The following is a 20,139-nucleotide window of genomic DNA, read 5'->3' on the forward strand; positions in this document are numbered from 1 at the left end:
ATGAATAAAATAAGATTGTTCCCTCTTAATTTTATATTTGTATTTGGAATCTTATTAAACGTTTTAAGCAGTTTTCTTAATTTGTATATACCTATGCAAATTCGTAAAACTATTGATTTGAATAAATTACTAGCTAGTTCTAATAATAAATTTTTAATACCTTTTATTATTGGATTACTAGTTTTGAGTACAATAATAAGTTCATTTGGAAACTTTATATTAAGTAGAGAAGGAGATAAGCAAATTGCATATATACGTATGCAAGTTCAAAAACATTTATTGTTTTTACCATTAAGCTTTTTTAATGGACAGAATAGCAGTCAGTTAGCGAGTCGTGTAATAAATGATTCTTTAGTCGTTAAAAATTTTACTACCCAAGTTATACCAACAGTACTTAGAAATTTAATTACAATATTTGGAACATTCTTTTTGTTAATGTTTTTGGACTGGAAATTAACTTGTCTAATTTTAATTGGTTTCCCATTATTATTTTTCATTTCATATCCAATTGGTAAACTCACTGAAAAAATATCGATTAATTCTCAGTTATTACTTAGTAAGTTGACAGGAATTACAACTGAAGGTCTTCAAAATATTAGATCGGTTAAGTTAAATATTGCCGAGTCAAGTGTTCTTAAGAAATTTGAAAATAATGTCAATTCCCTTTATAAATTATCAGTTAAAGCTGATAAGATAAACGCTATTTTAGATCCCATACAAGCCGTATTAACTTTTGGGATCGTTATTATTATAACGTATGGTGGATTACGAGTGAGTAAGGGAACTTTAACAATTGGTACACTTGTTTCTATCTTGCTCTATTTCTTTCAAGTTATGCCAGCTATGAGTTCATTATCCAATTTTTATAGTAGTTATGAACAGGCTGTTGGAGCGACAAGAAAAATAACTGAAATAGTAAATTTGCCCATTGAAAGATATAATCTACAATCATTAGATAACATTAATTTATCAAACTGCACATTATCTTTGAAAAATATTTCTTTTTCTTATGGGAATAAGGAAGTTTTAAATAACATTAATATGAAATTTCCTTCTCATAAAAAAATTGCAGTTATAGGACCATCAGGGGCAGGAAAGACAACTATAATAAATATCTTAACGCGATTGTACCCAGTTACTGATGGTAAATTACTGTTGGATAATATTGATGCAACACACTTTGATTTAGAAAAATGGAGAAGTTTATTTAGTGTGGTTACACAAGAGAACAGTATTATGTCTGGAACTATTGCAGATAATTTGATTTTTGGATTAAAAAAAGAATTAAGTTTGAGCACTTTAAATAAGGCGTTGATGGATGCAGATCTTTTTGATTACGTTCAGAATCTTCCAGAAAATATTGATACACTTGTAGGGGAAAGAGGAATTAAATTATCTGGAGGACAAAAGCAAAGACTTCAAATCGCTAGAGCATATTTGAAAGAATCAAAGTTTATCATTTTTGATGAATCTACTGCTAATTTAGATGCTAATGCTGAAAAGATTGTTACCAATTCAATGAACAAATTAACTAAAAGTAAAACAATCATTGCCATTGCGCATAGATTATCAACAATTATTGATGCCGACTGTATTTATTTTGTTGATAAAGGAACAGTACAGGCTTATGGGACACATAAAGAATTAATGAGAAACTTACCAGCTTATAGGGATTTTGTTATGACTCAAATGCTAACACCAAAAGATTAAAAGAAATAAATTTTAGTTATGTGTTTAATTAATATATACCTAGTGTTTATCATGTTGCTATTGGGAAACTCATTAATTTAAATAAAATTTACAAAAGAAAATGGCTTCACGTATTTGAGTACGTGAGGCCATTTTTGGTTTGCTTAACCTTTGAGATACCAATCAATTAGTGATTGGTCATCTGAATCGGGATCGATAATAATTTGACCCATATCATTAGTTTTAGTTTTTTGAGCCAGATTTTTATTCAACAGATTATTCCAAAAATGTTGGATTTCTTTATCATTATTTTTCATGTGAATCCTTTTTAATTAATATCTAATTTAAAATGCCATTACCAATAACTTAATTCCTTCAACGATGAAATAGATCCCGATGAAGATAATAACAACGGCGTTTGATAGGTATGGGGTAAACAAAAGGATAATTCCAATGATGATTCCGATAATACCGGCCGTTACGATTAACCAGTAGTAACGTTTGGCTGACTTCTGTTGTGCTTTGGTTGCCGAGTAGATGCTTAGACCAGAGTCAACGATGAACCAGATGGCAAAGGCGATGGCAATGAGGTAGAAGCCAAATGATCGGCTGAATAACAGGATCAGACCAATGATGATATCGATAATTCCATTAATGATAATCAAATATCCCGAAACATCAAAGTTCTTTTGCAGTTGATGATGAAGCACCAAGTGATACAGGCCAATGCAGAGTGCCACGATTCCTAAAATAACGGCTAGTGCCTGCAGTGTGGCAAATGGTTTGATGAAGACAAAGAGTCCAGCGGCAACAAAGATAATTCCCGCAATTAAGGCCCATCCATCAAAACCTTTTTCTTTTTCATTAAACATATAAAACGCTCCCTTTATTTAAAGCTATTACGTGGTCAATTATAACGTAGTTTGTGAGAAATGGTGAAAATAAAAAACAGCTGACTTCGTGCCAACTGTTAGAATTTAATTTTTAATAAAATGAAGGCTTGGAAAGATCCTCAGTACCGGGTTCAACCACGCCAATGTCTTCACGTTGGTACTTGCTTGGGTCTTCAATGATGCTGACAATTAACTTGGCAATGGCTTCCCGGGTGACTTGCGCACCCTTAAACGGTTTACCAGCGGGGATAACTTCGTATTTTTCGTTGTTCTTGTCGTTATAAAGCCAAGTCATCTTCAAGTAGGTGTAGTCAATGTCGGAATCAAGCAGTTCCTTATAGGCTTTCTTGGGATCGGCGTAGGTACTGCCAATCATCTCGTTGTTCCACTTCTTAAATGTCCCAACGACCGTATCGTCAACGTCGAGGAGACCAGCGACGATTAAACGTTTAACATCTGCCTGGTTCATGGCCTTGATAACGGAACTCATTGCCTCAGCGTGAGGGACATCCGAAAAGACGATGTCTTGACCTTTCATAACGTTTGTCAAGATTTCATCATCATTGATGTCACCGTCAACGACAGTTTCTCGTTTGGGGTCACTGACAGTTAACCGACTTTTAGCGTTACGAGCTAGGAGGGTCATGTCAACGTCGGTATCCTTTAATAACTTTTGAATTACGATGCTAGGAATTTGTCCTGCGGCACCTAAGATTAGTACTTTTTTTGCCATATGCAATTCCTCCGTTTCTATTCATCACTTTTGACGCCCTTAGTGTGACGCATTTCGTAACGAACTACAAATGTTATGAACGCCGAAAACAGCAAAATAATGGCGACAATCGTGTAGGGATAGTGCGGATTAATGTCCATTAAAACCCCGGAAAAAATGGGGCCGATGATGTTACCAACGCTGGTTAGTGACATATTTAAGCCGTTGATTAATCCCTGGTTATTTTTGCCAAAACGAGTCAGCAGTGTTGTGATGGCGGGCCTTAACACGTCAAAGGCACAGAAGACGACTAGAGTGGCAATGATGACTTCGATTTTGCTGTGAGCAAACAGAATCCAGACGATACAGATGGAACTGAGGATGAAACAGTCACGGATGAGACCGAGTTCACCGCGCATTCTGACCAAGCGGTCGAAGAAGACCACCTGAAGGACGAGAGAGATCATCCCGTTGATGATTAGGACGACGGCAATGTTATCAAGGGTAAAGTGAAAGACCTGGTTCACGTAGATCGTGTAGATGCTTTCAAAGCCCTGCAGGCCAAATGATGAGATTAAAATCATGGCAAAAAGGGCAATCATGGCACCATTTAGGATGGATTTCAGGCCCTTTTCGGTAATGTGAACCTCTTCCATGACGGGACTTTTTTGGTTGGTCTGTTTGATGTGCTTGGGAAGTCCCACCACGAAGAAGATGACGGCGATGATGCCAAGGACGCCCGCAAACCAGAACGGCGTCTTGTACCCAAACTTGGCAAGTGCACCACCAATCCCGGGACCGATGATTAAACCACCACTAAAAGCGGCCGATAGTAGGCCGATGACCTTGGCCCGTTGTTCTGAAGATGACAGGTCAGCGGCCATTGCCATGGACGTTGGCACCACCATGGCGGCCGAAATTCCACCAATTAGTCGGGAAATATCGAATAACATCAGCGTGTTAGAGGCCGCAAACATCATTTCCGAGACGGAATAAAGAACGAGTCCTCCAGCCAGAATCGGTGCTCGTCCAATCTTGTCTGAAATCCGGCCCACAAACGGCGATCCGATGAACTGAGCTAAGGCGTATAGTGAAGTCATGGTTCCCATCTGAGCGGTGGTTAGATGATATTCGTTTTTAATGAAGGGTTCGACTGGAATTACCAGACTCATCCCTAAACAAATGATAAAATTCGCAATAATCAGGATGAAAATTGCTCGTTTGGCAGCTTTTGACACGTCGTTCCCTCCCGTTTCGTTAAGTAATATCATCCATTTTAGCACGGTATCACGCGCTTGCTCCAGTCTCATTTTGAGAAATTGTGAAGTCAGATAAGTTGAAAAGCCGTGGCTTCGGACTTACATTCCGTAAGTTAAATTTTGATTGCAAAGCGTTACACTTATTAATTGTAATTGGAAATAAAAATCAATAGAATGGACGCAACGAGAGAAGAAGGGATGATTACATGAAGAAGGAAGAATTAGATCGTAATTTAAAAAAGTATGCGGAATTGATTGTCAAGGTCGGAGTAAACGTCCAACCGGGCCAGACGGTCGTTCTGTATATCTCTGATCATCACCAGGACTTGGCCCACATGATTGTGAAAGAAGCCTATGTAGCCGGGGCAGCCGATGTGATGGTTAAGTGGGACGATACCTTTGTGTCCCAACAATTTTTAGAACATGCCAGTGACGACCGGTTGGAAAACATTCCCCAGTACATGATTGATGAGGCCAACTACATCGTTGATAAGCACGCCGCTCGGATTTCGGTTCTATCTGAAGACCCGGCGGCGTTTGCCAAAATCGATCCCAAACGAGTGGCCAAGAACACGGCGGCTATGGGAAAGGCCACGAACGCGGTCCGGATTGCTACGCAGAATAACGACTTAACCTGGACGGTCGTGGGTGCCGCTGACACAGCCTGGGCGAAACAGGTTTTTCCTGACTTACCGGATGACGAAGCCGTTGACAAGTTGTGGCGCGAGATTTTCAAAACGGCTCGAGTTGATAACGACGACCCCATTCAGGCTTGGAAGGACCACAAAGACCAACTCCAAGAAAAGGCAGCTTGGTTAAATGAGGAACAGTTTGACACGTTGCAGTACCATTCCCCACGAACTGACATGGAGGTTGGATTGCCCAAGCACCACGTCTGGGTCGGGGCTGGCAGTACCAGTGTTGATGGCATTAAGTTCATGCCCAACATGCCGACCGAAGAGGTCTTCACCGCTCCTGACAAACGCCGGATTAACGGTCACGTCACTTCGACAAAGCCGTTAAGCTATTCTGGCACTTTGATTGAAGACATGGAGTTCACTTTTAAGGACGGACAGGTTGTAAAGGCTACCGCCAAGAAGGGGCAAAAGACACTTGACCACCTCCTTGCCACTGATCCAGGAGTTCGTTCGCTCGGAGAAGTTTCACTGGTGCCGGATCCCAGTCCAATTTCACAATCAGGCATCATTTTCTACAACACCCTGTACGACGAAAATGCCAGTGATCACATGGCCCTGGGCGCTGCTTATCCATTCAGTGTTGTTGGTGGGACCGAGATGAGTCCGGAAGAACAAGACCAGGCTGGCTTGAATAGCAGTCAAGAACACGTTGATTTCATGATGGGTTCTAACGACATGAACATCGACGGTGTTAAAGCTGATGGGACGGTCGTTCCCGTCTTTCGTAACGGAGACTGGGCCTAGTGAAAAAACCAACTGAAGTGGCTCATCCGCTCACGGTTGCGTCCACCACTGACAACAACATGGCACTGCCACTAGCGATTAATTACACTTCTATCCTTTTAAACAATCTCGATGCGGACTTTGAGTTTTTTGTCGTCAACGATTATCTAAATCCCAAAAATCAGAACTTAATTGCCACGCTTCCGAAGCTTTTTAGAAACTGTCGAACGGTGAAATTTTTAAAACCCCACGAGGACCGCTACCAGAAGGCCAACACGGACGCCCCAAACAGCATCATCAAACGCAATACTTACTACCGCATTGATATTCCAGAAGAAATTGACCGTCCCAGGATTCTCTATCTTGACGCTGATATGATTTGTGTGGGAAACATTGATGAACTTTATCACGCTGATTTAAATGGGAAAGTAATTGGGGCCGTTGAAAATGCGGGGTACTTGGACCGCTTGCGTGAGATGGGGGTCAGTGAGAAAACTGGTCATTACTTTAACGCCGGCTTGTTACTAATTGATACCAAGAAATGGCGTAGCGCTGGTATTTCACAAAAAGCACGCGGACTTGCGAATGACCATCCGGAAATGTTGCGGTTTCAGGACCAGGATGCCTTAAATGCCATCTTTAACGGTGATTGGCAGTCATTACCCTCCAAGTACAACGTGCAAAGTAACCTAGTGAAGGGCAAGTATCGCAAAAGTGAGACGACGGACGGTCAGTGTTCTCAAATTGAGGCGTTGGATCATCCCGTCATTGTGCATTACACAAACTTCGATAAGCCGTGGATTGTCAAGGTGGATCATCTGCATCCCTTGAGAAGTCTGTATGATGAGTACCAAAATAAATTACTGAATCAACTAGCGTGGTACGTTAGTAATCATCACTAGTTTTAAACCTAAAAAAGCACTTCAGAAAATTCTGAAGTGCTTTTAGTTTATTTAAAGAAGTGCTTTTGGTTTATTTAAATAGGTAGATGATAATGGTGCCAATCATATACGTCAAAATGTATAACATAACGATCAGTGAAACGTTTTTAACGATGACGTTATAAATTTCTCCCTTGTTTTGATTGAAGTTAAACACTTTGACTTTGGTCCAAACGTAGGGATAAATTAGAATGGTCAGTAGGGCAAAGTAGGGAACAATGCCGACTGCCAAAGAAAGAATTGGAATGACGATGATTGAGAGCCAGTAGACCAAGTCAAACATCTTGATGGCGTTCTTTTTCCCGATGTAGTCGACTAACGTATGACGGTTATTACCAATGTCTTGTTCGAGGTCACACGTGTCGTTTGCGAGTTGAATGATGAAGAAGAGGATAAACGGTAGTAGTGTCACCAAAAAGGCGTCCAGCACACTCATAAGGGTGAAGTTCCAGCGGTGGATGCTTCCCATGTACATGTAAATCAGCGGAACAAAGAACGGAATTAACGTGGCGACCGCTAACTCACAGAATGGGGTGGCGTCTAGAGGCTTCGGACCCGCCGAGTACGCCAGTCCCAATAGAAAACCAATCACACCAATGACCAGCGTGGGCCAGCCAGTAAAGTAACTGAGGATCAAACCGGCGATGATAATGAAAGCGGCAAAACCATACAACCAGTGCCGAATCATCGTGAGGCTCAGATGATTACTCCCAATGGTGCTCGTACTGTGCTTGTAGTCCGTCTTGTCGGTGGCGTGTTCGTAGTCTTCGAGGTTGTTCTGCATGTTTAAAAAGAGGTGCAGGGCGATGACAATCACGAAGGCACAGATGGCGTATAGCCAGTTAAACGAGCCGTAGTAATAATAAGAAAAACTAGCCGCAAGTATGAGCCAGGTCACGTCCAGCGGTGTTGTGTAAATCTCAGTTAGTTGATAAAAATACTTCCAGGTCATGATTTACCTCCAGTGTAAATGAATTAAAGAAAGATTTTGATGATGGTTCCGATCATGTAAGTAATGATATACAACCCCATTAACATTGTCACCCCACCAACGATTTGATGATAGACTTCTTGCTTGTTCTGGTTGGTTTGAAAAACTTTAACTTTCTTCCAGGCCAGCGGATAAGCCAAAATAATTAAATTTGAAATGATTGGGACGTATCCAAAGAAGGATAAAATTGGTATGATTAAGATTGTCAACCAGAAAACAATTGTAAATAATTTAATTGCGTCTGATGGTCCGATGTAATACACCAGGGTGTAACGGTGATTTCCGATGTCTTCTCTTAGGTCACAGGTGTTGTTGGCGAGTTGGGTGATGTAGGCAAGCACAAACAGGAACATGGTAACCAAGAAGACGTCGACGATACTGTCCCAGGAGAAGCGAAAGCGATGAATGCTTCCTAGATAGACGTAGACCAGCGGGTCAAAAAACATGATGAGCATTCCGGTTGCGAGTTCACAAAATGGGGTGGAGTCCACTGGTCTCGGACCCGCCGAGTAGGCTAGTCCGAGGCCAAAGCCGATGATGCCGATGATTAGCGTCGGCCAACCAGTGAGGTATGCGAGCGTGAGTCCAAGGACGGCGACAATTATCCCCATTATTACGACCCATTTCCAGATCATCCGGGTACTTAGGTGGTACTTACCAATGATACTGGTGGCGTGCTTGTAGTCGGTCACGTCGGTTGCGTGTTCGTAGTCTTCCAGGTTGTTATGTAGGTTTAAAAACAGGTGCATCAAGAACACGATGAAGAAGGCCCAGATGGCGTATAGCCAGTTAAAAGAACCGTAAAAGTAGTACGAAAAGCTGGCACAGAACAGTAGGATTAAGACGTCGACTGGGGTGGTGTACATCTCGGTTAGTTGATAAAAGTATTTCCACTTCATTGTTTTGCCTCCGAAAGTCATTGTTAATGTTATTATTATTAAGGATAATGCTGTTATTATAGTACCATGAAAATATCGTAAGGTTACCATAAAAAAGGAAAAGACATGAAAACAACCATTTGGAATAAATTTCCTGAAATTGAATCTGAACTGGTTCAAGTTCAATCACTCATAAGTAAAGAGATTCAGGTTCCTGAGGCCGAGTTTAAACGGGGAATCGAAGAACTAATTAACGGAAACGGCAAGATGCTAAGGGCGGCGCTCCTGTTAATCGCGGGTAACTTTGGCACAGAAGCAGTTGAGCGAGAGAAACTCCTCCAGGCCGCCGCTTCAATTGAGGTCATTCATTTGGCTTCTTTGGTCCACGATGACGTCATTGACCAATCGGACCTAAGACGGGGAGAAGATACGTTAAACGCTCAATTTGGCCAGCGCGAAGCCATCTACCTGGGTGATTACCTGTTCACGAAATACTTTGAAATGCTTTTGGACTATGCCCCAAGTTTTGATAATTTGCGTTACAACGTTGAAAGCATGAAGGACGTCCTATTTGGCGAGTTGGCCCAAGACGAAAGTAAGTATGATTTAGACCGAAGTGAACAGGACTACTTTGATTCAATTCAGGGAAAGACGGCGGAACTCTTCAAAGTGGCAATGGGGGAGGGCGCCATCCTTTCAATGGCTGACAATAACACCGTCCAGATTGCTGAGCAGATTGGTTTGAACTTTGGGATGGCGTTTCAGATTCGAGACGACCTCCTGGACTTTGAGCCAGACGTTGAAACCGAAAAGCCCACCCTGCACGATGCCAGTGAGGGCGTGTATACCTTGCCCGTCATTGAGACTTTCAAGACCGCTGACGGTCCAAAGTTAAAAAAAATCCTAAAAAAAGACCAGCTTAAAAAAGCTGATCTAAAAGAAATTGCTAAAATTGTGAGTGACAGTGGCGGAATGCAAGCGGCGCGTCAGATTTATACTCAGTATTTAGACGACGCTTTTGACCTAATTGCGCAATTACCACAATCTGAGAGTACCGCTGTCCTTAAAACCATCATTTCGGAATTGTTTCAGTATTCTAAATAACCGAATAATTATTTCCCAACGTCCATTGCGTACAATCTACGATAACGGGCGTTATTTTTATACAATGCTTGCGGGTTTCCTTCCATCTTGATGACGCCGTTTTCAAGGAAGATGACCTCATTCATTTCGTCTAAGCCCTGAAGGTGATGGGTAACCCAAATCATGGTTTTGTCTTTTAAAACTCGACTGATGGTGTTAATCAGGTTATTTTCGGTAATCGGGTCCAGTCCCACCGTGGGTTCATCTAGTAGGACAATTGGATTGTCCTGCAAGAGGATGCGGGCGAGCGCAATTCGTTGCCGTTGTCCGCCAGAGAATCTGATTCCGTTTTCCTTGACGTTCGTTTCATAGCCGTCTGGTAGTGATTCAATGTAATCAGACAATCCTACGGCCTTGATGGCCCTTTTGACGTCTTCGTCAGTAGCGGTTTCGTTTCCGATTCGGACGTTGTTTAAGACCGACGTGTCAAATAGAAACGGACTCTGATCCAGCACACTGAACCATTTATAGCTGTCAGACTCAAACTTGTAGGCGTCGATGTTGTTGATTAAGACGTGTCCAGTCGTTGGCGTAAGCGCTCCGGTTAAAAGCTGCAAGAGGGTCGTCTTTCCAACTCCGCTGGGTCCGATGATTGCTAACTTGTGGTGTTTATCAATCTTAAAAGAGACGTCTTTGATGATGTCATTTGCGTCGTCCTGGTAGTGAAAAGTCACGTGATCGAGTTTAATGGAGTTAAAGTCAGCTGGTACGGGCAACTTTTCGTCTGAGACGTACGGTTTCCTCTCTTCGTCTGAAAGTTGATTCAAGTGGACCACCGAATCACTGTACATTGGCCACTCTTCTAAGGCTTGAGAGACCGGTACGAAGGCATCCATCAGCGGGAAGATTCCCATGACGAAGGCGGCCGCGTAGTTAACGAGTTCCTGTGACCCCTTGAAGTACAGGTTAGACCAAAGCAGGGTCCCGATGATGACGATTGCGAAGACCACTTTAATGAGAAATTCACGATTCCACTCAAATAAGTGGGTCTGATCGTTAGACTTGGCAATCTTCGGGTCGTTTTTTCTGACATGATTAAGAAAGCCCTTTTCTCGACCGGAAATCATCCAGTCCGCGATTCCAAGGGTTGAATCCGTCAGATTTTCATAAGACTGGTGGAGAAGCGACTTCTGGTATTCCTTAGAAGCCCCCCGCATGGCCTCAGAGGCAAGTGGAACAAAGAACAAGATGATGGTAAACGCAACGAACATGAAGATGGCGTAGGGCCAACTAATGATGCCTAAGGCCACAATGATGATGATACCCGTGATGTAGGCCACAAGGGTTGGAAATATGGTTCTCAGGTACAGGTTTTCAAGGTGGTCAATGTCGTCGGCTAGGACACCCAGTAAATCACCGGTCTGAAATTTCTCACTCAAAAAAAGGGCGGATGATTCCAGGGTAGTGTAGAGCCGTTTTCGAAGGGCAGACGTGACCTTTAAGACCCAGTTATGACTGTTTAGTCGCTCTAAGTACTTAAAGACCGGTCGGCCAATTCCGAAGGCCCGCGTTAAGATGACCGGGACGTAAACGATCAGGATGTTGTAGGGATGAGTGGCCGAACGACTAATTAAGTAGCCGGCAACGAACATCAATCCAATCCCACACCCAAAGGTCAAGACGCCGAGAAAGAAGACCCAGAATAACAGGACCTTGTACTTGGTCAGGTACGGTTTAATCCACGTATCGTTTTTAAGTAGTTTACGCATTGTTTCCACCTCGAATCTCACTAATCAATTGCTTGTAGGCTCCGTTTTGGTTGGATAATTCAGTTTGAGTTCCCTGTTCAACGATTTTGCCGTCTTCCATGACTAGAATGTAGTCCATTTCGTTCATCCAATGAAGTCTGTGGGTCGCAAAGATGACGAGGTGGTCTTTGAAGATCGGAACCATGGTTTGTTTCAGTTGATATTCGGTTTCAATGTCCAAATGGGCGGTTGGTTCATCTAACAGGAGAATGGTTCGCTCGGTATCAAGCAAGGTTCGAGCCAGGGCAATCCGTTGGGCCTGACCACCACTAATTCCCCTTCCACCTTCACCAATCTTGGTGTTCGCCTTATCTGGGAGACTGTCAACAAACTTGGATAGGCCCGCTTTTTCGATGGCCGAGTCAATGGCGTAAGCTTTAGCATCGGGTTTATAAAAGGCGACGTTTTGGGCAATGCTTCCGGCAAAGATGTATGGATCCTGGGGGATGTAACTGATGTGCTTCTGCCATTCCGATTGAGCGAGACTGTCAACTGCTTGACCGTCAACGTTGAATGGGAGATGACCGTTTTCGTTGGTTGGAGACAGCCAGCCTCCAAGTAGGTTTAAAAGCGTGGACTTCCCTGAACCAGATCGACCCACGATTCCGATGTTAACGAATCCGTTCAGATTGAAATTGGCATCGGCGATGTTGTCCTCTTTTTGGTCGTAACTGAAGTTTAAGTCGCTGACCTTTAAGGTACTGTCCTTAGTCCAGTTGTGAAAGTTGGTTAGTTTAATTTTGCTGGTTGGACTTGGTAAATCCAGAATCTTGTTAATGTCAATCAGGGCATTTTTGCCGTCCAACGTGGCATGGTAGTCATTTCCGTAATCTCTGACCGGTAAAAAGTAGTCCGGGCAGAGAATTAAGATGATTAGGGCTGGGAGCAAGGTCACCGTTCCATTAATTAATTTCACACCTAATAAGACGGCCACGATGGCAATTGACATGGTCGTAAAGAAGTCGAGGGCAAACGTCGATAGTAAAGCGACTCTTAACACGCTCATCGTGCTCTTTCGGTAATTTTCACTAACCCGATAGATGTTATCTCCGTAGGATTTACTGAGGCCAAAGAGTTTGAGGGTCTTAAGTCCCCGCATGCTGTCGATGAAGTTATTGGACATCTCTTTAAAGCCGGAGTACTGTCGGTCAGATTTAGCCTGAGCGGCGAGTCCTAGAATAATCATGAACAAGATGATTACCGGAAAGACCAGTAGCATCACGACCGCTGAGAGCCAGTTAACGAAGAAACAGTACAGAAGGATGATCCATGGAATGATCGCCAGGTTAATGGTCTTCTGCAAGATGAGGTTAAGGTAGTTCTCCACCTTATCGATTCCCTCAAGGGCGAGCGTTACCATGTGACCGGATCCGATGTTTGAGACCATGGCTGGTCCTAGTTCGAATTCTTTTTGTAGGAGTTGTTCTTTTAACTGACTACTAGCCTGACTGGCAAATTTATCGGTAATTTGATTTTCAATTCTTGTGATCAGGTATCTTAATGCGAAAGCAACAAAAAAAGATAGCACAGGTATGGTTAACGCTGCTATCTTTTTTTGTTCCCAAGTAAGCACCATTGCCTGTGAGAGAAAAAGGGCTTCTAGAATGATAGCGACCGATTGAACGACTGCTAGAATACTTAGCTTGGCAATTAATTTTTTGACCCCAGGAATTGATAGAAGTTGTTTATCAAACATGTTTTATCAATCCTTAATTTTTAATATCCAGAATTGGCATCTTCCATATCTTTAAGCGAAATGCGATGCCATTGTGAGACGTAACTCCAAGTAAAGTAGATCGCGATGAGCGGTAGGAGGATACATGCCACGATGGTCATTACAACTAACGTATATGGTGATGAAGAAGCGTTTGCGATTGAAATCGTGTGAACTGGATCATTGGCACCCAATACGTTAGGGAATAAACCAATAAAGATCAGGATTACTAGTAAGGCGAGGGTACTGGTACTTGCAAGATAAGCTTGTACTTCATGACCAGAGCCACTAGCAATTTGACCCCAAATAGTTGTAGCAACGATTAATGCTAATACTACTACAGTTGAGACCAAATGTGTCTCGAAAAAGTTGGTTTGGAAATATAAGGCAATCACAACTAGAATTTCCACTGGGTATGCCAACCAGTACAGGTTGGATGCCATTGCTGAGGCGTGGTATCGAATTAAGCCCGCCGTGTGCAAGGAAATGTAGTGAAGGCCTTGGTAGAGACATAATGCAGTTACCGTGATTCCACCAAGAATTGAAAGTGGGTTAACAACGTCGAAGAAGGTGACGTAGATGTTACCCTGACCGTCCATTGGCAAACTTTGAATCATGTCGGTAAAAAGCATTCCGAACAGGAAGGGGATGAAGACACTTCCGAAGAAGTTGGCCCACATCCATCGATTTCGGCCCTTTTTGGTCTCTGCGTTTTCGGAGAATTCAAACGAGACTCCCCGAAAAATTAGAGCCACCAAGATAAAGAACAGCAGGAGATAGAATCCGGAGAACAACGAGGCGTACCACATTGGCATCGCCGCAAACATTGAACCACCAGCGGCAACCAAAAAGACTTCGTTTCCACTCCAGTGGGGTCCAATCGTTCGAAGTACCAAAGCTGCTTCGTCGTAATTACTAGCCAGCAGTCTTGTTGACATTCCGGCCCCAAAATCAGCTCCATCGAGAATTAAGAACAGTGCGAACAGTAATCCGATTAAGAAATACCATAAAAGTTGTAATAAACTCATTTCTCAAAAGCCTCCTTTGAAAATGGATCTTCGGTATCGTAGCTCTCGTGATCGCCGACACCTTCAGGCCCCTTGTAAAGTGATTTTCGTGCGTAAATAAACATGAAGACACCCAAAGTGGCAAATAAGAAGAAGTAAATAATAATGGTAAAGAGCACGGAAGCCGCCGTCGTACTTGGCGAAACCGCTTTGGCAATTGGCAGTAATCCGTAGACAACCCATGGGTCACGACCTCTTTCGGTAACCAGCCAACCACAGGTGTTAATAATGAATGGTCCAAAGGTTCCAACCGTCAGCAGTAGTGTCAACCACCACTGCTTCCCAATTGTATTCTTCTTTTTCCGTGAGAACCAAAGGCCACAGATGGCTAAGAAAGCTAGTGTCATTGCACCAAATACCATGATTCTAAATGAGTAGAACAAGGTGTTTACTGGTGGGTAGTAGTTCATATCTTTGCCAAACTGACTATTCCACTTCTTGTGTAATTTTGCATTAGTTTCATTCATACCAGTAACCGATCCACTTAGCTTGTGGTAGGTCAAGATGTCCATCATGTATGGAATCTCAATCTTAAAACTAGCACGGTGTTCGTTAGTATGAGCGAATTCAACGGCCGTCCAAGCAGCTGGACTTTTAACGTTTTCAAATTCACCTTCAGCGGCGGCAAATTTCATTGGTTGTTGATGGCTTAAGTAAAGCATCTGTTGGTCTCCACTAAGGAAACTACCGCAGACAGCAATCAAACCAACAACTAAACCAATTCGCATTGATTTTCTGAAGAAGTCGGGCCACTTCTTTCTAAAGATCATCCAAGCCGATGCACCAGCGACGATGAAACCACCGGTAACACAGGCTCCGAAGATCACGTGGGGAAATTCGTACCAGAGTTGTTGGTTGGTCAGGATGGCGCTAAAACTAGTCATTAAAGCGTGACCGGTCTTAGGGTCAATCCGGTAACCAACGGGATGTTGCATGAAACTGTTGGCTGATAGAATCCAAAGTGCTGAAATGGCTGACCCAAAGAAGACCAACCAAATCATCAGGGCGTGCCAAGCAGGTTTTAATTTGTCCCAGGTGAACATCCAAACCCCGATAAACGTTGATTCCAAGAAGAAGGCCAACAGAGCTTCGATGGCTAACGGCGCCCCGAAGATGTCACCCATAAATCTTGAGTAATCAGACCAGTTCATCCCGAACTGGAATTCTTGAATCAAACCAGTTACAACTCCGACCGCGAAACTAAGCAAGAAAATCTTACTCCAAAATCTCGTCATCGTCTTATAGACTGGTTTTTTGGTCACCGCATAGAAGGTTTCCATGATTGCAACGATCAATGCCAATCCAATTGACATTGGGACGAAGAAGAAATGGAAAATCGTGGTTTCAGCGAACTGAATTCGCGCTAGCGGCAAAACACTTAAACCTAAATTAAGCATTGTGAATAGTTCCTCCTTAAATCAATTTAACTTTCTAACATGGTCCGAATGTTTCCGAGTTCAAGTCCGTTCTTCTTGAAGATCATGTTCTTAAAGATTGGGACAATCCATCCCTTTAACTTAAAGGTCATGCCGAACATGTAAATTTCGGCAATTCCACTGTATGGGCCAAGTGAACAAACGGTTCCCATTGATTTGTAGTCGAACTTAATGGCGGGTTTACCATTTAGTTTATTTAAGAAATCATTAACGGCAACGTCCGCTTCGTAGATGGAAATCTGACCAGTCGTTGGAAACATCCGACCGGACTTGTCATCTTTAACGGCTGAGACGTCACCAATGATGTACTGGTTAGGAAAGTCGTCTAAGCTCATGTTCGTGTTAACGGCGACCCGGTTTCGTTTCTCGTTTGGATACTGTGAATCGGGAATAACGTCAGATCCTTTTACTCCAGCAGTCCAGAAGACTAAGTGAGATGGGATAAACTTGTTATCTTTACCATAGTAAGCACCATCAGCCGTAATCTTTGACACCGTGTCACCCATGATGAACTTAACGCCCTTCTTTTCAAGGAAGTGTTGCGCGTAGTCACCGAGTTTTTTGTTAAACATTGGCAAAAAGCCCGGAGCGATACAGGTAATTTTGAACTCTTCTTTTTTGAAACCATACTTTTTGGCCCATTTTGGCACCATGTGCACGAGATCCCCTAAAAGTTCGATGCCAGTAAAACCACCACCGACAACCACGATGTTCAAGAGCTTAGCATCCTTAAACTCATCGTAGGCATCTAGGGTGGTTTGAATCTTCTTGTAGTCAGCGACTGAGTTATCAATGTCACTGATCTGAAGCCCAAACTCGTCCGCACCCGGGGTGCCAAACGTTTCGGGTTCAAATCCAAGCGCATTGAACAGGTAGTCGTAACTTAAATCTCCGTTGTTTTTCGTTTGGACCGTGTTATCTTTACCATTTACTTTAATAACTTCATCCTCTATGAAATGAATCTTAGGATTGATCATGTCGGTAATTCTAAACATGAGTCGTTCTGGTGCTTCATCTCCTGATGCGACCTTGTAGAGGCCGGTCGAGTCATAATGATAAGCATTTTTATTAACCAAGGTAATGTCTAGATTGGCTTTACTCTTAGCTAAAAGCTTGCAAGCCCTTAATCCAGCGAATCCACCGCCTAGTATTAAGACTTTTTTCATTATTAGGATCTCCTTTCAATACACACCTATTATTGTGTAAATCTTAACATTATTTTAACGCTAATGCTGACATTGTGTCACTCTTTTTATGAGGAAATTTTAATAAAATATTTATTGATTGATAAGAAAGGGAGATAAAATCGTTTTAGTACCGTCATTTGGGCATTAATAAGTGATGTTCCTTGCAAGTAATTTTGAGTTAGGCGATTATGAACGTAGTCTCAAAAGCAAAATAAATTTTCCGCTTATAGGAGGCAAAAAATGGCTAAAATTGACAAAGTTTTAAATCAAGAGGGGATTGATCGTATTGCGATTAGTCCCTATCAAAAATATTCGCGGGGTTACATGGAGCCAGGGAATCTCGGAACAGGCTATGTTACTGGCCTAAAAGTTGACGCTGGGACCCGCGAAAAGACGGACGATGGCGTCTTGGATGGAATCGTGTCTTACGACCGAGCCGAGTGTAAGAACGCCTACATCGGCCAGATTAACATGATGACGGCGTCCAGCTTTACGGGCGTTCAGGGCCACATTCTGGGATATGATCTCCTGAGAAATCCAGAAGTCGATCGGGCACAACCGTTGTTTAAGGTGACCCAGTGGGATGGTTCGAAACTACCAATTTACGATGGGAAACCACTGCAGGATTCGCTGGTAGAATTCTTTGGAACGGCTGACAATCGTCGGCACTATCCAGCTCCGGGGAGTTTCATTATTTGTGCTAACAAGGGCGTCACTGCCGAACGACCAATTGAAGACCGCCCGCTAAAACCGGGTGAAAGTTACGGCGTTTGGTCCGCCATTGCCATTTCAATTGCGAAGGATCCCGTTCATAATTCCTCCATGTTCATTGAGGATGCTGGAACCTGGAACACTCCCAACGAGGACGACCTCGGCGAATTCTTGGCCAGAAGAAGAGAAGCCATCGCGCGTTCGATTGCCCAGTGTGGTCAAGATGCGGGCACTTCGTTTGCCAGTTCGTGGATTGGCTTTGCCCACGTCATGATGAAACCGGGTGAGATTGGTAACGCGATTACCGTTGGACCCTACTTTTCGATTCCAGTTGATGCGGTTCCTGGCGGTTCGATTTTGACTCCAGACGTTGACATGAACATTATGGAGAACCTGAGTTTACCAAAATGGCTTGAAAAGATGAATTACCAGTCAATTGTCGCAGACCAAAATATTCAGTATTAATGTTGCGGTTATTTGAGAATCCGACTTAAAGATTGAGGAACGTGGCGCGGACCTCTGACGGCTTTGACACCGTGCTTTTTTAGGACGGCCACGTTAAATTCATTGGGATTAAATCTGCTAAGTAAATGAAGTAACATAACGTAGTGCATGGTGATGTTTTCATCGTGGTAGTAGTGCGGTTGATTCACCTTGATGGCCACACATTTATACGTGATGGCGGCAACTGGTGCCGTCACGTAGATGTAAACTAAATCATCAACATGAATGTGAGTGGTTTGTTTCCACATGATGGTACCGGTTTTGGCGAAGTCTTTTTCTAAGTCAAAGTATTTTGGATTGGCGGGGATGAGCCACTTCGTTCCCATGTTGTCTGGAACGTAGTCGAAACATTGCTGCGCAATGTTTTTTAAGATGGCAGTGTATCTCTGCTTGATGGTGCTGGCGAAGCCGCCCTCTGGGTTAGCGACCCGGAAGTTCGTATATTCGGCGTGATAATCATCGTCGATTACCTTTCCACTGACTTCGCCATTTTGCTTAACGGTAATGGTGACCGAAAAGTTGGTTTGTGGGAGGTGAGTGGTGTACGTTAAGACGTGATTTTGTTTCCTAAAACCAAACCGAATCAATTTAGAAATATCAGGTTTCAGGTTAGTAAAAATTTGTTCTTCGATGCTCATTACTGACTCCTTAACATTCTTTTTAATGGAACTGGTTTTATTGTACCCAAAAATATGAGTGAAGAAACGTTATAACATAATTACAACTAACTAAGAGGAAAGGTGAAGCAAAATGCATGCCAAGTTAGGTAAATTTCATGGGCTACCAAAAGTGATTGGGACTGAGTTCGATCAATATTTAAGTAACCGTTTACCCAAAGAAAAAGTAAGGGAATTGTTGGTTAACGCGATTGGCCGACAAAGAACGGTTCTGATGATCACCAAAAACGAACTACTTGTTTTTCATGATGAAGGCGGTGATGATTCCGTCATCCACTATCCCCAAAACGAGATTGACTCAATGACCTTTGTGCGCGGTGTTCCACACGGTGCCATCAAGTTTCAGGTTAATGGTCAGCAATTTAATTATCAAAACATTGTTTATGGTCGGGTTTATGACTTTACTCAGTCAGTGTTAAAACGCCGATTAACGGATGCTAAGTACGATAACACTGTTCGTGGTGAAAATAATTACATTACGAATGCCGATCATGGTGCAGAGGTTGATCGACTACGATTAGCCATGCAAAAGGGAAAAATGAGTCGCTATGAATACGATGATATGAATGGTTCGGTTTCAAAAACCGGAAAGTAGGGAAGTGATGAAATGAGGACGGAACGTGTTGACAGTGAGATTGAGTTACGCCTTCCTGACCAGCCAGAAGACGCAAAATTGGTCTATCAGTTAGTAAAAGACTCACGTACCACCCTTTCAAAGTGGTTGCCATGGGCGGATGCGATGCAATCAGTTGCACATGAGCAGCAATTTTTACACCAAACTTTAACCCATTATCGATTAGGAAAGTCAGTCAACTTATTAATTATTTATCAGGATCAAATTGCTGGGATGATCAGTTTTAATTCGTTTGATCATGACCAAAAAAGCACGGAGATTGGCTATTGGCTGGGTAATCAATTTACCAGAAAGAGGATCGTTTACCGGGCGCTTAACTTCATGATTAGCTTGGGTTTTCGTGATTATCAGTTGAATCAGATCCACATTAAAGTAGCCGTTGATAATAAACGGAGTAATCACGTTACTGAACGTGCTGGATTTCGGCTGGAACGAGTCATTACCAATGGAATTGTCATTAACGGCGTATGCCATGACGAAAATGATTGGGTGAAAAATCGCAACGAATCTAAAGTTTGAGACACCGCACACATT

19 protein-coding genes are annotated in these 20,139 nt (G+C 42.8%); 7 read left to right on the plus strand and 12 right to left on the minus strand.

Going from position 1 to position 20,139, the window contains the following annotated elements; all coding sequences use genetic code 11:
- The gene (locus AC6UDC_RS00990; protein WP_500720832.1) at positions 1-1,710 is read left to right on the plus strand and encodes an ABC transporter ATP-binding protein; all 1,710 of its coding nucleotides are present in this window, start codon (positions 1-3) and stop codon (positions 1,708-1,710) included.
- Positions 1,711-1,853: 143 nt separating this feature from the next.
- On the opposite strand, the gene AC6UDC_RS00995 is transcribed toward AC6UDC_RS00990, so the two are convergent.
- The 4 genes from AC6UDC_RS00995 to AC6UDC_RS01010 form a co-directional block, all read right to left on the minus strand.
- A complete protein-coding gene (locus AC6UDC_RS00995; protein WP_500720834.1) occupies positions 1,854-2,006 on the minus strand; it encodes a hypothetical protein in 153 nt (50 codons plus the stop codon).
- A gap of 27 nt (positions 2,007-2,033) precedes the next feature.
- Positions 2,034-2,561: a DUF308 domain-containing protein gene (locus AC6UDC_RS01000; RefSeq protein ID WP_500695492.1), complete on the minus strand. Its 528-nt coding sequence runs from the start codon at positions 2,559-2,561 to the stop codon at positions 2,034-2,036.
- A gap of 112 nt (positions 2,562-2,673) precedes the next feature.
- Positions 2,674-3,315, minus strand: a complete 642-nt coding sequence (locus AC6UDC_RS01005) for an NAD(P)H-binding protein (RefSeq protein WP_500720836.1) — start codon at positions 3,313-3,315, stop codon at positions 2,674-2,676.
- 17 nt (positions 3,316-3,332) lie between these two features.
- The gene (locus AC6UDC_RS01010; protein ID WP_500720838.1) at positions 3,333-4,532 is read right to left on the minus strand and encodes an MFS transporter; all 1,200 of its coding nucleotides are present in this window, start codon (positions 4,530-4,532) and stop codon (positions 3,333-3,335) included.
- A 227-nt stretch (positions 4,533-4,759) separates the two neighbouring features.
- Here AC6UDC_RS01010 and AC6UDC_RS01015 point away from each other — a divergent pair, with 227 nt between their 5' ends.
- Positions 4,760-5,995, plus strand: coding sequence for an aminopeptidase (locus AC6UDC_RS01015; RefSeq protein WP_500720840.1), 1,236 nt, complete (start codon positions 4,760-4,762; stop codon positions 5,993-5,995).
- The gene (locus AC6UDC_RS01020; protein ID WP_500720842.1) at positions 5,995-6,876 is read left to right on the plus strand and encodes a glycosyltransferase family 8 protein; all 882 of its coding nucleotides are present in this window, start codon (positions 5,995-5,997) and stop codon (positions 6,874-6,876) included. Before AC6UDC_RS01015 ends, AC6UDC_RS01020 begins: the two co-directional genes overlap by 1 nt.
- A gap of 70 nt (positions 6,877-6,946) precedes the next feature.
- Here AC6UDC_RS01020 and AC6UDC_RS01025 read toward each other — a convergent pair whose 3' ends face one another.
- Both AC6UDC_RS01025 and AC6UDC_RS01030 read right to left on the minus strand, forming a co-directional pair.
- Positions 6,947-7,867, minus strand: coding sequence for a prenyltransferase (locus AC6UDC_RS01025; protein WP_500720844.1), 921 nt, complete (start codon positions 7,865-7,867; stop codon positions 6,947-6,949).
- Positions 7,868-7,890: 23 nt separating this feature from the next.
- On the minus strand, positions 7,891-8,805 hold the full coding sequence (locus AC6UDC_RS01030; RefSeq protein ID WP_500710510.1) for a prenyltransferase: 915 nt from the start codon (positions 8,803-8,805) through the stop codon (positions 7,891-7,893).
- 105 nt (positions 8,806-8,910) lie between these two features.
- Here AC6UDC_RS01030 and AC6UDC_RS01035 point away from each other — a divergent pair, with 105 nt between their 5' ends.
- Complete coding sequence (locus AC6UDC_RS01035) at positions 8,911-9,888, plus strand: polyprenyl synthetase family protein (RefSeq protein ID WP_500693271.1); 978 nt, start codon at positions 8,911-8,913, stop codon at positions 9,886-9,888.
- Positions 9,889-9,896: 8 nt separating this feature from the next.
- On the opposite strand, the gene cydC is transcribed toward AC6UDC_RS01035, so the two are convergent.
- The 5 genes from cydC to AC6UDC_RS01060 are packed head-to-tail and all read right to left on the minus strand — an operon-like array spanning position 9,897 to position 17,058.
- Entirely contained in the window at positions 9,897-11,636 is a 1,740-nt protein-coding gene (cydC, locus tag AC6UDC_RS01040) for a thiol reductant ABC exporter subunit CydC (protein WP_500720846.1), read from the minus strand.
- Positions 11,629-13,371, minus strand: a complete 1,743-nt coding sequence (gene cydD, locus AC6UDC_RS01045) for a thiol reductant ABC exporter subunit CydD (protein WP_500720849.1) — start codon at positions 13,369-13,371, stop codon at positions 11,629-11,631. The genes cydC and cydD overlap by 8 nt, the downstream gene beginning before the upstream one ends.
- A 20-nt stretch (positions 13,372-13,391) precedes the next feature.
- On the minus strand, positions 13,392-14,417 hold the full coding sequence (cydB, locus tag AC6UDC_RS01050; protein ID WP_500693274.1) for a cytochrome d ubiquinol oxidase subunit II: 1,026 nt from the start codon (positions 14,415-14,417) through the stop codon (positions 13,392-13,394).
- The gene (locus tag AC6UDC_RS01055) at positions 14,414-15,853 is read right to left on the minus strand and encodes a cytochrome ubiquinol oxidase subunit I (protein WP_500693275.1); all 1,440 of its coding nucleotides are present in this window, start codon (positions 15,851-15,853) and stop codon (positions 14,414-14,416) included. Before AC6UDC_RS01055 ends, cydB begins: the two co-directional genes overlap by 4 nt.
- A 26-nt stretch (positions 15,854-15,879) precedes the next feature.
- Entirely contained in the window at positions 15,880-17,058 is a 1,179-nt protein-coding gene (locus AC6UDC_RS01060; RefSeq protein ID WP_500693276.1) for an NAD(P)/FAD-dependent oxidoreductase, read from the minus strand.
- Between the two features lie 261 nt (positions 17,059-17,319).
- On the opposite strand from AC6UDC_RS01060, the gene hdcA reads away from it, so the two are divergent.
- Positions 17,320-18,255 carry a histidine decarboxylase, pyruvoyl type gene (hdcA, locus tag AC6UDC_RS01065; RefSeq protein ID WP_500695478.1) on the plus strand — a complete coding sequence of 312 codons (936 nt, stop codon included), beginning with the start codon at positions 17,320-17,322 and terminating at the stop codon, positions 18,253-18,255.
- Positions 18,256-18,263: 8 nt separating this feature from the next.
- On the opposite strand, the gene AC6UDC_RS01070 is transcribed toward hdcA, so the two are convergent.
- Positions 18,264-18,932: an MmcQ protein gene (locus AC6UDC_RS01070; RefSeq protein WP_500720852.1), complete on the minus strand. Its 669-nt coding sequence runs from the start codon at positions 18,930-18,932 to the stop codon at positions 18,264-18,266.
- Positions 18,933-19,044: 112 nt separating this feature from the next.
- Here AC6UDC_RS01070 and hdcB point away from each other — a divergent pair, with 112 nt between their 5' ends.
- Positions 19,045-19,566: a histidine decarboxylase maturation protein HdcB gene (gene hdcB, locus AC6UDC_RS01075; RefSeq protein WP_500720855.1), complete on the plus strand. Its 522-nt coding sequence runs from the start codon at positions 19,045-19,047 to the stop codon at positions 19,564-19,566.
- A 12-nt stretch (positions 19,567-19,578) separates the two neighbouring features.
- Entirely contained in the window at positions 19,579-20,124 is a 546-nt protein-coding gene (locus AC6UDC_RS01080; RefSeq protein WP_500720858.1) for a GNAT family N-acetyltransferase, read from the plus strand.
- Positions 20,125-20,139 lie beyond the last annotated feature (15 nt).

This window comes from Fructilactobacillus sp. X7R7C1, assembly GCF_059901065.1.